11 protein-coding genes and 1 riboswitch are annotated in these 14,249 nt (G+C 56.0%); all 11 genes read right to left on the minus strand.

Features of this window, described 5'->3' with window-relative positions; translation table 11 throughout:
- Positions 1-390 precede the first annotated feature (390 nt).
- The 11 genes from J7412_RS17140 to J7412_RS17190 all read right to left on the minus strand — a co-directional run bounded on the left by J7412_RS17140 (position 391) and on the right by J7412_RS17190 (position 14,247).
- Positions 391-777 (minus strand): nucleoside triphosphate pyrophosphohydrolase family protein, encoded by a 387-nt coding sequence (locus J7412_RS17140; RefSeq protein WP_209079739.1) that lies wholly within the window; start codon positions 775-777, stop codon positions 391-393.
- Positions 777-1,748: a class 1b ribonucleoside-diphosphate reductase subunit beta gene (gene nrdF, locus J7412_RS17145; protein ID WP_209079740.1), complete on the minus strand. Its 972-nt coding sequence runs from the start codon at positions 1,746-1,748 to the stop codon at positions 777-779. The genes J7412_RS17140 and nrdF overlap by 1 nt, the downstream gene beginning before the upstream one ends.
- A gap of 12 nt (positions 1,749-1,760) precedes the next feature.
- A complete protein-coding gene (nrdE, locus tag J7412_RS17150) occupies positions 1,761-3,884 on the minus strand; it encodes a class 1b ribonucleoside-diphosphate reductase subunit alpha (RefSeq protein WP_209079741.1) in 2,124 nt (707 codons plus the stop codon).
- Positions 3,866-4,294, minus strand: a complete 429-nt coding sequence (gene nrdI, locus J7412_RS17155; RefSeq protein ID WP_209065526.1) for a class Ib ribonucleoside-diphosphate reductase assembly flavoprotein NrdI — start codon at positions 4,292-4,294, stop codon at positions 3,866-3,868. The genes nrdE and nrdI overlap by 19 nt, the downstream gene beginning before the upstream one ends.
- 5 nt (positions 4,295-4,299) lie before the next feature.
- Positions 4,300-4,521: a glutaredoxin-like protein NrdH gene (nrdH, locus tag J7412_RS17160; RefSeq protein ID WP_209065525.1), complete on the minus strand. Its 222-nt coding sequence runs from the start codon at positions 4,519-4,521 to the stop codon at positions 4,300-4,302.
- A gap of 82 nt (positions 4,522-4,603) precedes the next feature.
- A riboswitch (cobalamin riboswitch) is annotated at positions 4,604-4,794 on the minus strand.
- Positions 4,795-4,962: 168 nt separating this feature from the next.
- Positions 4,963-5,388 (minus strand): hypothetical protein, encoded by a 426-nt coding sequence (locus tag J7412_RS17165; protein WP_209079742.1) that lies wholly within the window; start codon positions 5,386-5,388, stop codon positions 4,963-4,965.
- Positions 5,385-6,797 (minus strand): GMC family oxidoreductase, encoded by a 1,413-nt coding sequence (locus J7412_RS22115; protein ID WP_209079743.1) that lies wholly within the window; start codon positions 6,795-6,797, stop codon positions 5,385-5,387. Before J7412_RS22115 ends, J7412_RS17165 begins: the two co-directional genes overlap by 4 nt.
- 90 nt (positions 6,798-6,887) lie before the next feature.
- Positions 6,888-9,059, minus strand: a complete 2,172-nt coding sequence (locus tag J7412_RS17175) for an exopolysaccharide transport family protein (RefSeq protein WP_209079744.1) — start codon at positions 9,057-9,059, stop codon at positions 6,888-6,890.
- Positions 9,060-9,406: 347 nt separating this feature from the next.
- Entirely contained in the window at positions 9,407-10,399 is a 993-nt protein-coding gene (locus tag J7412_RS17180; RefSeq protein ID WP_209079745.1) for an NAD-dependent epimerase/dehydratase family protein, read from the minus strand.
- 145 nt (positions 10,400-10,544) lie between these two features.
- A complete protein-coding gene (locus J7412_RS17185; RefSeq protein ID WP_209079746.1) occupies positions 10,545-12,290 on the minus strand; it encodes a hypothetical protein in 1,746 nt (581 codons plus the stop codon).
- A 499-nt stretch (positions 12,291-12,789) separates the two neighbouring features.
- A complete protein-coding gene (locus J7412_RS17190) occupies positions 12,790-14,247 on the minus strand; it encodes an oligosaccharide flippase family protein (RefSeq protein ID WP_209079747.1) in 1,458 nt (485 codons plus the stop codon).
- Between the last annotated feature and the right edge of the window lie 2 nt (positions 14,248-14,249).

Below are 14,249 nucleotides of genomic sequence, written 5' to 3' on the forward strand. Positions count from 1 at the left end.
GTTAGCAAACGAGAGGCTTGTCGATGTCTTCCGGAGATAAAATGAAAGGTCGGTGCTCCCAGTGTGGCTGGGTCACTAGACGAACATTTAAAAACATGGGGCGGAAGCCGTGCCCGAAATGCGGTGGCCAAATTCTGTTTCATGAAGACGACAAAGAAGCAGCGCAGACTATCGCTATCCTGTCGATAATTGGCATGATCGTATTAGGGTTCCTGTTTGTCTCACTGGGAATAGCCGAATGGTAAAGTCGCAGGAGATATACTGACTACGGCTGTCGTTACCATTCCAACTTCGTCAGAAATTTCTTAGCAAACCCTAGTTTCGTCTTGATTACTCTGCTGCTTGTTTAAAGTCGTTCGAGCCTAAGCCACTAACCAACCTACCTCTTACTCACCCATCCTTCAAAACCCGCCCCAAATCAGGCCGCCGAAAATCCGGCCCTTTCAGCACCTTGCCATCTGCGCGCAGCACCGGGCGGCCGTCGGCACCCAACTTGGACATGTTGGAGGCATGCACCTCGGCCATGGCGGCGGGTTTCAACCCATGCAGGCCGAACTCCAGAAAGGTGCCATCCAGCACATACTGAATGTCACACAGCGCATCGAGCACCTCGACCATATCCCCGGCCGCAATAGCAGCGCGCAGCTCGGCCACCTCTTCTTCGAGAATGTCCTGACGCATCTCCGCACGCTCTTGGGGAATGGCAGGTGTGTCAACCACAGGCACATCAAAGGCCTCATGCCATTCCTTCACAAGCGCAAGTGTGTCGCGGGACATCAGAAATCCCAGTCTTCGTCTTCGGTCGCGACCGCTTTGCCGATCACATAAGAAGAGCCCGAGCCGGAGAAGAAGTCGTGGTTTTCGCTGTCCGGGCTGAGAGCGGCCAGAATGGCGGGGTTTACCTCGGAGACTTCCGGCGGGAACAGCGCTTCAAAGCCGAGGTTCTGCAGGGCTTTGTTGGCGTTGTAATGCAGGAAGACCTTCACATCCTCAGTGAGGCCAAGCTCGTCATAAAGCTCTTCGGTGTATTGGTTCTCAATCCCGTACAGCTCAAACATCAGGCCAAAGGCATAGTCCTTCAGCTCCTGCTGTCCGGCCTCATCGAGCTGCTCATAGCCGCGCTGGAATTTATAGCCGATGTAATAGCCATGCACCGCCTCGTCGCGGATAATCAGGCGGATCAGATCGGCGGTGTTGGTCAGCTTGGCGCGGCTCGACCAATACATCGGCAGATAGAAGCCTGAATAGAACAGGAAGCTCTCAAGGAACACGGAAGCGATCTTGCGCTTGAGCGGGTCATTGCCCGGCGCATAGGTATCAAGGATCGCTTTGGCTTTGGCTTGCAGATGCGGATTCTCTTCCGACCAGCGGAACGCCTCATCAATCTCCTTGGTGGAGCAAAGCGTTGAAAAGATGGAGGAATAGCTGCGCGCATGCACCGCCTCCATAAAGGCGATATTGGTCAGCACTGCCTCTTCATGCGGGGTGATCGCATCGGGCATCAGCGCAGGCGCACCCACAGAGTTCTGGATCGTATCCAGCAGCGTCAGCCCGGTGAACACGCGGATGGTGAGCTGTTTTTCATGGTCGGTCAGCGTGCCCCAGCTGGGGATGTCATTGGACAGCGGCACTTTTTCCGGCAGCCAGAAATTCACCGTCAGGCGGTTCCAGACCTCAAGGTCCTTGTCGTCCTCCAGACGGTTCCAATTGATGGCGCGGGGGATGTGGGTTTCGATCATGTCTTTCATGTCTGACGTCCCTTACAGCGAGCAGGATACGCAGCCCTGCACCTCGGTGCCCTCAAGGGCCTCCTGACGCAGACGCACATAATAGATTGTTTTGATGCCTTTTTTCCAGGCATAGATTTGCGCACGGTTGATGTCGCGCGTGGTGGCTTCGGCCGGGAAGAACAGGGTCAGAGACAGGCCTTGATCCACGTGCTCGGTGGCCGCCGCGTAGGTATCAATCAGCGCCTCGGGGCCGATTTCATAGGCGTCACGGTAATACTCGAGGTTCTCGTTGTTCATGAAGGCGGCTGGATAGTAGACGCGGCCGATTTTGCCCTCTTTGCGGATCTCGATTTTGGACACAATCGGGTGGATCGATGAGGTCGAGTTGTTGATGTAGGAGATCGAGCCGGTCGGCGGCACGGCCTGAAGGTTGCGGTTGAACAGCCCGTGTTTCATCACGTCAGCCTTCAGCGCGGCCCAATCCTCACGAGTGGGCAGATCCACACCGTCAAACAGCGCTTTCACCTTATCGCTTTTCGGCAACCAGTCCTGCTCGGTGTATTTGTCAAAGAACACACCAGAGGCATAGTCAGAGCGCTCAAACCCTTTGAAAGAAGCCTTGCGTTCCTGCGCCAGATCGCAAGAGGTGCGGATCGCGTGGAAAGCCACAGCGGCAAAGTAAACCGATGTGAATTCAATGCCTTCCGGGCTGCCATAGTGAATGTGCTCACGCGCAAGGAAGCCATGCAGGTTCATCTGGCCAAGGCCGATGGCGTGGCTGTCATCATTGCCTTTGCGCACCGATGGCACGGAGTCGATCGCGGACATTTCAGATACAGCCGTCAGCGCACGGATCGCGGCCCCCACGGTACGGCCCAGATCTTTGCCGTCCATGGTTTTGGCGATGTTGAGCGAGCCGAGGTTGCAGGAAATATCGCTGCCCATCTTGGCATAGCCGAGGTCTTCGTTGAACTCAGACGCCTCATTCACCTGAAGAATTTCCGAACAGAGGTTGGACATGTTGATCCGGCCCTCAATCGGGTTCATCCGGTTCACCGTGTCTTCAAACATCACATAAGGGTAGCCGCTCTCAAACTGGATTTCGGCAATGGTCTGGAAGAATTCGCGCGCGTTCACCTTGGATTTGCGAATGCGCTTGTCGTCCACCATCTCCTCATATTTCTCGGTCACCGAGATCTCAGAGAAAGGCACGCCATAGACCTTCTCCACGTCATGCGGAGAGAACAGATACATATCGGCGTTTTTCTTAGCGAGCTCAAAGGTGATGTCGGGGATCACCACGCCAAGAGACAACGTCTTGATGCGGATTTTTTCGTCTGCGTTTTCGCGCTTTGTGTCGAGGAAACGCATGATGTCAGGATGGTGCGCGTTCAGATAGACCGCGCCTGCGCCCTGACGTGCGCCCAGCTGGTTGGCATAGGAAAAGCTGTCTTCGAGCAGCTTCATCACCGGGATCACACCGGAAGACTGGTTCTCAATGCCTTTGATCGGCGCGCCGTGCTCGCGGATGTTGGTCAGCAAAAGCGCCACACCGCCACCCCGCTTGGAGAGCTGCAGTGCAGAGTTGATGCCGCGGCCAATGCTTTCCATATTGTCTTCCAGACGCAGCAGGAAGCAGGAGATCAGCTCGCCACGGGAGGCTTTACCGGCGTTCAGGAAGGTCGGTGTGGCCGGCTGGAAACGGCCCTCCAGAATCTCTTCCATAAAGGCCATGGCCTGATCCTCATCCCCACGCGCCAGCGCCAGAGAGGTCATGACCACACGGTCCTCATAGCGCTCCAGGAAGCGCTGCCCGTCACGGGTTTTCAGCGTGTAGGAGGTGTAATATTTGAAGGCGCCAAGGAAGGTCGGGAACCGGAATTTCTTGGCATAGGCCGCTTCCCAGATCGCGCGCATGAAGTTCTTGGAATATTGATCCAGAACCGCTTCTTCATAGTAGCCTTCGCTCACCAGATAGCCGAGCTTTTCATCCAACGAGTGGAAGAAAACGGTGTTCTGGTTCACATGCTGCAGGAAATACTGACGCGCCGCCATGCGATCCGCGTCAAAGCGGATGTTGCCATCCGCGTCATACAGATTCAGCATCGCGTTGAGTGCGTGATAGTCCTGCTCGTTCACTGTGCTGTCGAGCATAGCGGTCTCCCAATCTTTTCCAGCCCCGCACGGACGCGGGAAATATCAGTTTCGGTGCCTGCCAGCTCGAACGTGTAGAGCAGCGGGACATTGCATTTTTCGGCGATGACGCGCCCGGCCAACCCATAGGTGGCGCCAAAGTTGCGATTGCCGGTGGCGATCACCCCAACAAGGTGGGCGCGTTTGGTGGCGTCGTTTAGAAAACGGATCACCTGTTTGGGCACTGCCCCCCGCCCCTGCCCATCTGCATAGGTCGGACAGATCAGAACAAAGGCTTCTTTGGGGTCAGGGAGCGGCGCGTCGGGATCTTCCGAGATGCGCGCGGCTTCAATACCAAGCCGCGTCACAAACCGGTGGGTGTTGCCCGATTTTGAGGAATAGTAGACAAGCGCCGGAAATTGGCGGCTCACCTCCCTTAGGCCAGCTGTGCGATCATGTCAGGGCGGAAGCCCGACCAGTGATCCGCCCCCGCCACAACCACCGGCGCCTGACGATAGCCCAGCTCGGTCACATGGCTCAGCGCGCTGTCGTCCTGCGTCAGATCAACCACATCATAGCTGATGCCTTTGGCGTCCAGCGCACGTGTGGTGGCGGTGCATTGTACACAAGCGGGTTTGGAATAAACGATGATGCTCATCTGTCCTCTTTCTTTTTGTCAAAGCCGAGGACGCAGAGTGGCAGCACCACTTCTTGCGCGCCCCCGAACCCTCCGTTCGTGGTCATCATTTTGCACTTTCGGCAGGTCTCCTGACTAGCGGATCAACGCTTGGCTGGCCTTCCCGAGGATGCCCCCCAGTGGCATATTCAGCCTTGCTATCCGCTTACAGTTGCGGGGGCAGCGCCGGAATTTCACCGGCTTCCCTCTTAGCCTTCGACAGGAATCGAAAGAACCGAAGCACCCCTATATAGGGTGTGATCACCACATAGTGTCAATATATAGCGGCATTGTGACTTCGATTTATTGTTGATGGATGCAAAGTTTCTGTGGATATCTGCCCAAGATATCCACATCACCGCCATCTCGGCGCAAGATCTTATCACCTTCAGAAAAATGGCCAGCCGCACACCGGCGCTTCACCTAAAGCGTTTCATCAGCGAAGGCGGAAAGGTAGAGCCCGCACACCGGCGACCAAGGATCAACAGACCCGTATTCAAACTCTGTCGCGCGGCCTTGCTGAACCGCGATGATATTGCTCCGGTGCAGGATTGTGAAAAGAAACCGCTCCTGTATCGCCTTGGCCGGGCCGATCATTTTCACGCGATCCCCATGCCAGCCAAAGTACATCTCCGCCACGATCTTCTTTGCCGGATCATCCTCCCCGGCCAAAGCGGCGAACTCGTCAACAAATTCATCGATGCCCGCCAGCTTCAGCACCTCGGGGCCGAAGTGATCCTTCAGCGTGCGTCGCAGAAATGACGTGGTGCCGCCCAGCGTCAAAGGCACCAGAACCGCCCCCGCCAGACCGGCTGCCCCCACCAAAAACGCACGCCGCCTCAAACTCATAGCTGCTCTCCCGCATAAAGCGACAGCGCCGATAGGGTGAGCGTCGGGTTCGCAGCCGCCCCGGTCGTGAAGGTCCCGGCCCCAAGACAGGCCAAATTGGAGACACCAAAGACCCGCAGGTTTTTGTCCACCACACCGGTTTTGCTGTCCGTACCCATCGGCGTGCCTCCGATAATATGCGCTTCCGTCGGCTCAATGCCCCCGATGCCGACAATCTCATGCTCGAACGGAATCAGTGAGGACACACGCTCACGCGCCCGCGCCAGGCCGGCATAGGCATAGGCGCTGTGCCCGGACCACAAAATCGTCGGCGCGTCGTCTTTTAACACAACCCGGTTCTGCTCCTGCGGCAAATCTTCGGCCACCAGCTTCAACTTCAGACGCTGCAGCCATTTTCCCTTCTCAAGGCGCAAAGACGGAGGCGCATTCCAGCTTTCAATGAGAACAGACGCCGCCTCACGACGAAACTCCCCATCATAAAATCCGTAACCCATCCCGGTCAGCGAGGTGCCGCCATAATAGTTGTCAAACGGGATGTTCACCCAAACAAATTGCCCCACCTGCTCATGCAGCCCACGCCCCACCAGATCAGAGCCAATACCTGATCTCAGCAGTATTGCCGAGTTGAAGATCGGGTTGGCCCCAAGCCCGACAAAATCCGCCCGCAAGGTGATCGGCCCCAACTCGGTCGTCTGGGCCACAACACCGGTGGCGAGCCCCGTAGCGGTCTCCACGGTGCGGCACTCCGCATCCAGCAGGTAATGAAACCCTTCATCCTCAAACAGTTCCAGCGAATTGAGGATCGTAAATTTTGCATCCACCGGACACAGGTTGCAGGCGCCAGACACACAACAGGTGGTGCGTCGCCCCCCATTGGAGCGCGCGCAGGGCATCGGCTGCCAGCTGGGCTCTTGGGCAAACAGCTTGCGCTCCGCCCGCGTTGGCGCATGCGGCGGAAACGGAAACGGGGCACTCCGGGGCGCATATCCAGCCTCATCGGAACCGGCGATATCCATCAGATACTCCGCTTCCACCATGTAAGGCTCGATGTCGCCGTAAGACACCGGCCAGTCCTGCGCCACGCCATATCTTGAAAACAACTCAAAATCGCTCGGCTGCAGACGCGGCGTGTTCCCCCACCAACAGTTTGAGCAGCCGCCAAACTGATGCCGTACGGTCCAGTCCTTGCGCTGTCCAGAGCTGTTTTCCTGCGCCACACCGCCTGTTGGATGCGGAACGCGGGTTTCCAGCTGGGTATCGTGATCAATAAACGGACCGCGCTCCAGAAACAGAACCCTCAGGCCGCGCCCTTTCAGCTTATAGGCGAAAAAACAGGAGGCAAAGCTCGTCCCAACCAGGATGACATCCCAGGATGTCTTCTGAGCATCTGCGGCGGAAATCGGTTTCACTCGGCACCTATGTCTGGATCAAAACACATGTCACGCGGGGCACAGAGACGGGGCAGCTGCACTCAGGCATCCACCACTCAGCTTTGCGCTTCACTTGGCGCCATTCAGGACAATGCCCGCGCCGCCCAGATCCATATCTCTCAACATGTTCAGGCTGCGGTTCATGCCATCGCGTGTCATCTTATTGGTCTCGATGGTGAAAATCCCCAGATCACGCGAATTCAAACCGGCAAAGCTGTTGGAGCTGTCCTCCAGACTTGGCGCATCAATGATGACCACATCATAAACCTTGCGCAGCAGGGCAATCATGTCCTGCATCCGCTCAGAGCTGTAGAGCACAGAGGGATCCGCCGCCGATACTTCCGCACCGATACAGTCAAACCCATCCGCCGTATCCGTCACCACCAGACATTCACTCAAAGGCTTGTCGCTGTGGATGGCGGACAAGAAATTCGCCTGTTCATTCAGACCAAAACTATCTGTCAGCTGTGCGGTGCGGAAATCTCCGTCGACAAGCACACATTTCCGACCGCGCTGCGCATTGGCCCAGGCCAGCAAGATCGCCGTATTGGTCCGGCTTTGGTTGGCATCATAGGAGGTCACAAACAGCGACCTCAACGATCGCTCACTGTGCAGATTGATGTTATCCGCCAGCTTCAACGCCGCCTGCGCAAAGGCTTCATCATTGGAAAGCTGTGCAAGCAGCTTCTCAGCCGAGCGGATCTTCTTCAAGCGGGGGGTGTTGCCAAACACCGGCAATCCGGTTGCCCGCGACACCTGCCTCGGCTCAGAGAGCCGTCTGGGCCGCCACTCCAGCATGAAGGCCAAAGCCGCTCCCAGCGAAAGCCCGCCAACCAGAGCCAGGATCGCCGCCACTTTCTTGCGCGGGTGAGACGGGCTGCTGGGTGGTGAGGCATAGCGGATGATCTTCGCATCGGAGATCGGAATTTCCTGAAACTCACTGATTTCGCGATACCGCCCCAGGAAATCCTCATACACACGGCGGTTAATGTCGGCCACACGCTGCAGCTGGTTCATCTCGATCAGCTGGCGCGACCGCTCAAGGTTCAATCCTTCAAAGCTGCGCAGGCTGGTCTCCAACGTGCGCACGTTGAGCCGCAGTGTCTCCACGCGGTTGTTGAGCTGCAAAATCAGGTTCTCAACCTCATTGGCCAGCTCAGCTTCGGTTTTGGAAATCGCGCGGCGGATCGAATCCATTCGCGCGGACTCATCTGAAAAGCTCAGCGAGGCTTCAGCCTCTTCGCGGCGCAGATCCACCAGCGCGCGTCGGAACTCAAAAATCGCATCGTTGGAAAGAATATTCGCGGTTGCAAGCGGGCCATCCTGCTCATTCACCAGCGTGGCCCGACGCACCTGCGCCTCTGCCTGCGCCAGCTCCGCCCGCGCGTTCACCAGCTTGGTGGTGAATTCCTGCATCTGCTGGTCCAGACGAGCACCGTTGTCAGCATCCGCTTCCATAACGCTGCGCAGCTCCAAAACGGCACGCTCGGAATCTTCAAGGTTGCTCGCAAGCTCCTCAACCCGACCCTCCAGCCAGCCGGTGAAACGACTTGCCGTCTGGAAACGTTTATCCGCAAGCACGCGAATATATTCCGTCATAACCGTGTTGGAAATCGCCGCCGCCTTTTGCGGGCTTTCCGACGTCGCCTGAACCGCCATCAGGAACGATGTGCCCTGCTGACGAATGGACAGACCCTTGCGCAAAATCCCGACCGAGGTGCCATACTCACCAAGTGTCTGCTCGTTCAGAGAGGCCGCCTCCAAAACCGCTGTATTGGAGGCTGTTTCAACAACAACCACTTCATCATCCGCTGCGCTCTCGCCACGGCCCAGAATGGTTTTGGCGGTATCCTTAAGCCAGGTCACCACCGGATTGGGCACCTGCTTTTCACGCAAACTCGGATTGAATTCAGGATCTTCGTCCAGATTGAGCTTCTGCACCACGTTGATGAGGATTTCATTTGACCGCATAATCGCGATCTCCCCCTCGATCACCGCGTTGCTCAGCACCTGAGCTTCCACAAGGTCAAACGAGTTCTGTTCACTGAGCCCCTGACCACCCAACAGCAGCTGGCCGCCGGAACTATAGGTCGGCGTGAGCGACGACAGGTAGTAAACCGCCCCCCCCAGACAAAGCACGCCCGTGGCAAGCACAAGCGCAATCCGATGCCGCAGCGCCCGGATAACATCGGAAAATTCCAGCATTTTCGGAGCAGATGTCGCAGCTTTGGGCAGACGCATCTCCAACTTTCTATCAGGTGAAAGAACTCTATTCATTGGTATTCAAAGAAACTCATTTGTATTCCGTCGAGTCGCGGTTCTTCCCGACAGTATTTCGAAATCTCATAGACTTACCGAGCGTTTACCCCTTCCCCAGTGGTATTATTAAACTTCGGCTTCAAACCGCAAAATCAATTTTATGCTAAGCAATGCACGCAACTTTCCTACAATAAAATTACGTTAAGCTGGTTAACAGCAGGCAATATCGACAAAGCATGTGGTTTAAACGTCACTATCCTTTCTTCATAATTGAAACATTACCAGAAAAATCAGGCGCAAATTGGGCGGCAATCTTCAATTCAATGGCCTTAGGCCAGTTTTCCATCACTCTTGTAAGCCTCAATAATATCTGCAATTTCCCCTGCAATATCCTGCTTGGGTTGGAAATTCAGAATGCGATGCGCTTTTGAGATGTCATATGCGCGATTTTTGATAAAGAATCCGACGCGGCGCCGAAAAATCGGCGGCTCAATTCCCAAGGGCTTGCAAACAATTTCCGTGGCATGTGCCAAAAGCATCATAGGCCCAACCGGTACGCGCAAACTTGGTTTGGGTTTGCCCAGCTGATCGGCGATCTCATTTGCGATATTGCGCAATGACACATATTCGCGCCCGCCAATCAGAAAGGCCTCATTGTTGACGTCGCTTTCCATAGCCTGCCGGAACGCCGCCGCCAAATCGCGCACATCGACCCAATGGTGGAGCGTGCCGCCATCACCGACAAAGAAGAAACGCCCTTTCTGGATCATGCGGAACATTTTGAGCGTCCGGTCATCGCCTGGCCCCCAAATCATCGTCGGCCGCAGCACTACGCCAGCCATACGACCATCCGCAAAATACTCCGACGCGATCTCCTCACCGGCAAGCTTGGTTTCCTGATAGATGTCGCCGGGCTTGAAGGGGTAGTCTTCGGTCGCTGGGGGGTGATCAATGTCACTGTGCACACCGTTGGTGGAGCAATGAATGATGCGCGGCACCCCGGCCGCAATCGCCGCTTCAAAAATGCGCCGTGTGCCCTCGGCATTGATGTCATAGAAGGTCTCATCCGGCAGCCCTTCTTGCCGGAAAATACTCGCCAGATGATAGATGCCAGCCACCCCTTCCACGGCCGCAGGCAGGCTTTCGGGTTGCGCAAGATCCGCAATAACCACCTCATCGACCAGAGACTTTAGCGCCTCCGCCTGCGCGGGCTTGCGCACCATCGCCCGCACTTTGACGCCAGCGCCTTTCAGGTGCCGCACGAGGTGCTCCCCCACAAAACCCGCGGCACCTGTGACGAGATAAATTGGCTCCGAGCTCATAAATTCGCACTCCTAAAAATCAATTCTCAAAAGCAGATCCGTAATATCTGCCCCAAAACTCAAACGACCTGCGGCGCAGTTTCGTGACACCTTGTCCTCAAATATGGAAAGCAGTCACGCTTTTGGCCGACAGACAATCCTCTTCTCAATGTGTCCGAACCGTCGACGAGGCGACACTCCACGGCACAGATTCACCAGACAGGATACGACCGGCCGCAGACGGGTCACCAAAATTCGGAACCTTTCGACAGTCTTCCGGCAGCTCCATCTGCGCCTTGTGCCGCCAGCCAACCATCGCCATCCCCCGGCCGGTCTGCAGCGACACACTCAAATCCGCGCTCCGCGCCTCCTGCAGCAGACGCAGGATATTGCCATTGCGCGCCCCCGCCTCGTTTGTGACAAAAACCCCGACAGGATGGCAAAACACCACCAGACGGAAATCAGCATAGTCTCCAATCAAAGGCCGTCCGGTGCGCCGATCCACCGAGAAAGGCGGCGCGTCAGGGCTCACACTGTAAAGCAGCTCGGAGAATCTGGGCTTGTTGTAAGCGAGGTCAAAGTCCCCCAGCCATTCCACAGCCCGCATCTCCTCGTCGGTGACAATCAGAGGATTGTCCGCCAGCCAGGGTGTCAAAAACGCCTCCGCGCCCTCCCACTGCCAGCGCGTCTTGCCAAGCAGCATGTTCTCATCTTGGCCCAGGATCAGCTTGGCGCTGCGTGGCAGGGCAGGATTGGCAAAGATCAAAAAGCCCGCGCTAATCCCCAAAACCGCAAATGCCAGCGGCTTTTTCATCACTGATGGCACAAAATTGCCCGACGCTTCCGTCGCGCTGGTCTTCAGGAAACGCCAAAACACCGGCAGCACTGCCTGCAAGCCAATGCCCCATAAAACAAAGAAAAACGGCATCGTCGGATAGAGGTAGCGAATGTTTTTCAGACCGCCAAACGACTGCAGCAAAAAGGTGGTGACAAAAAGCGCCAGACAAAACGAGGCCGGCATAAAGTTGGCCCGCAGCGCAATGATCGCAATCACCGGAAACAGCGTCCAGAAGGTCGGATAATTGTCGCGGAAATTGCGGTGATAAAACGTCGTATCATCCACATGCGGCCAAGGTTCCCAGTTGTAAGTGGTCCATAGCCAATTGATTTCCTCTGACGCCACACCGCTAAGGAAAAAGATCGCAAGGCCAAGCACAATGGCACCATTGAGCCACCAAAGCAGAGGGTAGCGTCGCAGCCAGCCGGGCATAAAAACCACCAGCACCCACAGCAGGATCGCCCCGACGCCAAGCGCGGTCAACATCTGCAAATCCAGCGCCACAAGGAACGCAACAGCCGCAGCAACCAGCGCCGCCGCGCGCCAGATCACAGATGTGATCTCCGTCAACGCGGTGTAAACCAGCAGCGCACCCCCTACAAAAAGCACTCCTTGGGCGGAGTAGAACCGGATATACTGGGACACCTCGATGCCGTTGGGCCAAAACAGCAGAAAGCACAGCGCAATCAACGCCGCGACACGCCCGCTAACGTGATAAGCCCAAGACACAATAAGCGCCACCAACAGCGCGCCCGGGATCACCGAAGGGATCAACCGCGCCGAAAAGGCCGATTGCTCGCCAATCACATCAAAACTGAAAGCTATAAACTGCGAGAACCGGGCAGCACGGTCATAGATCCCGTCAAGCACCGTGAAGGTCTGGTTTTCCTGCCAACTCACTGAGGGCAAATACTGATAAAGCTCATCATAGATCAGAGGATGGTTGATCAGCCCCACCCGGGTGAGCATCGCCATCACAAACGAAATCAGGCCAATTCCCAGAAGTCGCAGCAGGTGCGATTTGGTGTCATCCCGGCTGGGCAGCGCAGTATTTTCTTCTAAACTTCCAAACACAATTCACTTCCTTGGATCGCCCAAGAAATTAACGGGCGACCAAATGCTTCGTCTTCAGGCGGCATCCCAATAACCGCACCCCCAAAAGAAATTCAGCAATATATAATCAGAATATTCGACCAAATATCATATGCATACATGTTGTTTTGTCATTGGTTGATGATAGCCCGAGTGTTGCTTTCCCGCATGCAAAATTGCGTGAACACCCAAAATTACAGTTTCGCTACCCCTCCAAATCATCTGTCTGAATTCCGGATTTTCAATATTCAGACAGATGCCCTCTCAGGGACCACAACAGACATGTGCCCGCACATGCGCCGCCAACTCCTCAAAACAAAAACCAAAATTGAACAAATGCAGAAAAATACACGTTAAAGAATATACTATTTCTTACCGTCTTCCCATCATTTTTGCCAGTCAAATATGGCGATCACCCGTGTTCGCGCATTTCATACCTTGAAAAAACACCGCTGCACAAACTCTGCGCAAATTGACTTTTTCAGGCCTGTTTGAACGTCCCAACCGCTTCCAGAAGTGTCTTACGGCGCATCAAAATGGTGCCGCCAAGCCCCACAACAAGCAGCCCCCCGGCCATTAGAATCTCCAGTACGTGCCCCGGCTCCCAGAGTGTGCGCAGCCCGATATGGGCGCAGACCAGACCTACAGAGAGCAGAAGCGGCACGGCAACCGCAGTGGTGCAATCTGCTAGGCTGATCGGCACAATTTTCTGCGCCAAAATCCAACCACGCGGCACAATGACCAGCCCCCAGACCGTGATCACCGTTGCCACGCCGAACACATCAGAAAATGCAGCAGCGCAGAGAACCATAACCGTATAAAGGACCGCGGATTCCGTCATGAGGCGCACATGCAAGTCGGTGCGATTGGTCGCCCGGAAAATGCAGGACAGCAAAACCACCGCGATCGCCTCAAATGTCAGCCCCGCAATCGACAAGGCAAAAATCGGTGCAACCTGCGCCCAATCATCTGAGAGCACCACGGTGAACACCGCCGTCCCCGCAGCCGCTGTCGCGGCCAGGATGGGAAACAGAACCGTCGCCATCAGGTTCATCGCGCTGAGATAGATGTCGACCAGCCGCTTGGGATCATGCTGAGCCTTCGCCATGCGGACATAAACGATTGTGGACGCTGGCCCGACGAGGCCAAACTGCGGCAACTTGGAAAATCGGGCGCTCATGGAAAACAGACCCAAGGCCGCCTCCCCGTTGAACTTCCCGATGCTCATCACCGCAGACTGCGCTTTTACGGCTGAAATGGCCGACACAATCAAAGCATTTCGGGCAAACTCAAGGTGTGGCCTCACCAGAGCGGGGCGGAATACCCGCGTGGGGCGAAACTCGGACAGGTACAGAATACCGGCCAATCTGACCCCGGCCAGCGCCAGCTGTTGCGCGACAAGCGCCCAGACACCGGCGCCGAGCACCGCAAGTATCACCACCGCGCCAAGGCTGAACACCGTGGTGATGGTCTGCACCTTGGCAATGCCTGTGTAATTTTCCCGCCGTTCGATCTCCGCGTTGGGCGTGGCGGCAATGGCCTGCATCAGAGGCACCACCGACAGCGCCGCAATGATCTTCACCAGCTCCGGCTGCGCAAAGAATGACGCCCAAAGCGGCGCGGCCAGCAGGATGACAGCCATCAAACCGCCCCCCACCATCACAAGCAGCCAGAACACACTGACCCATTCGTCATGGTCATACTCCGGCGTCCGGATCAACGACCGCCCAAGCCCCGCATCGCTTAAAACGCTGCAAAAGACGATCAGGGACATCGCCATGGCAATCAGGGCAAACTCATCCACCGTGAGATAACGCGCCACCACCGGCAAAACCAAAATCTGCGACAACGCCAGAAACAGGCGCGCAGACACAAGCGAGCCGACGTTGACAAAAAATCCCTTGGTGGAATGCCCGGTGTTGCCGTTTTCAGAGCCCATGG

Source organism: Shimia sp. R9_3 (genome assembly GCF_017743755.1).
Taxonomy (GTDB): Bacteria; Pseudomonadota; Alphaproteobacteria; order Rhodobacterales; family Rhodobacteraceae; genus Shimia.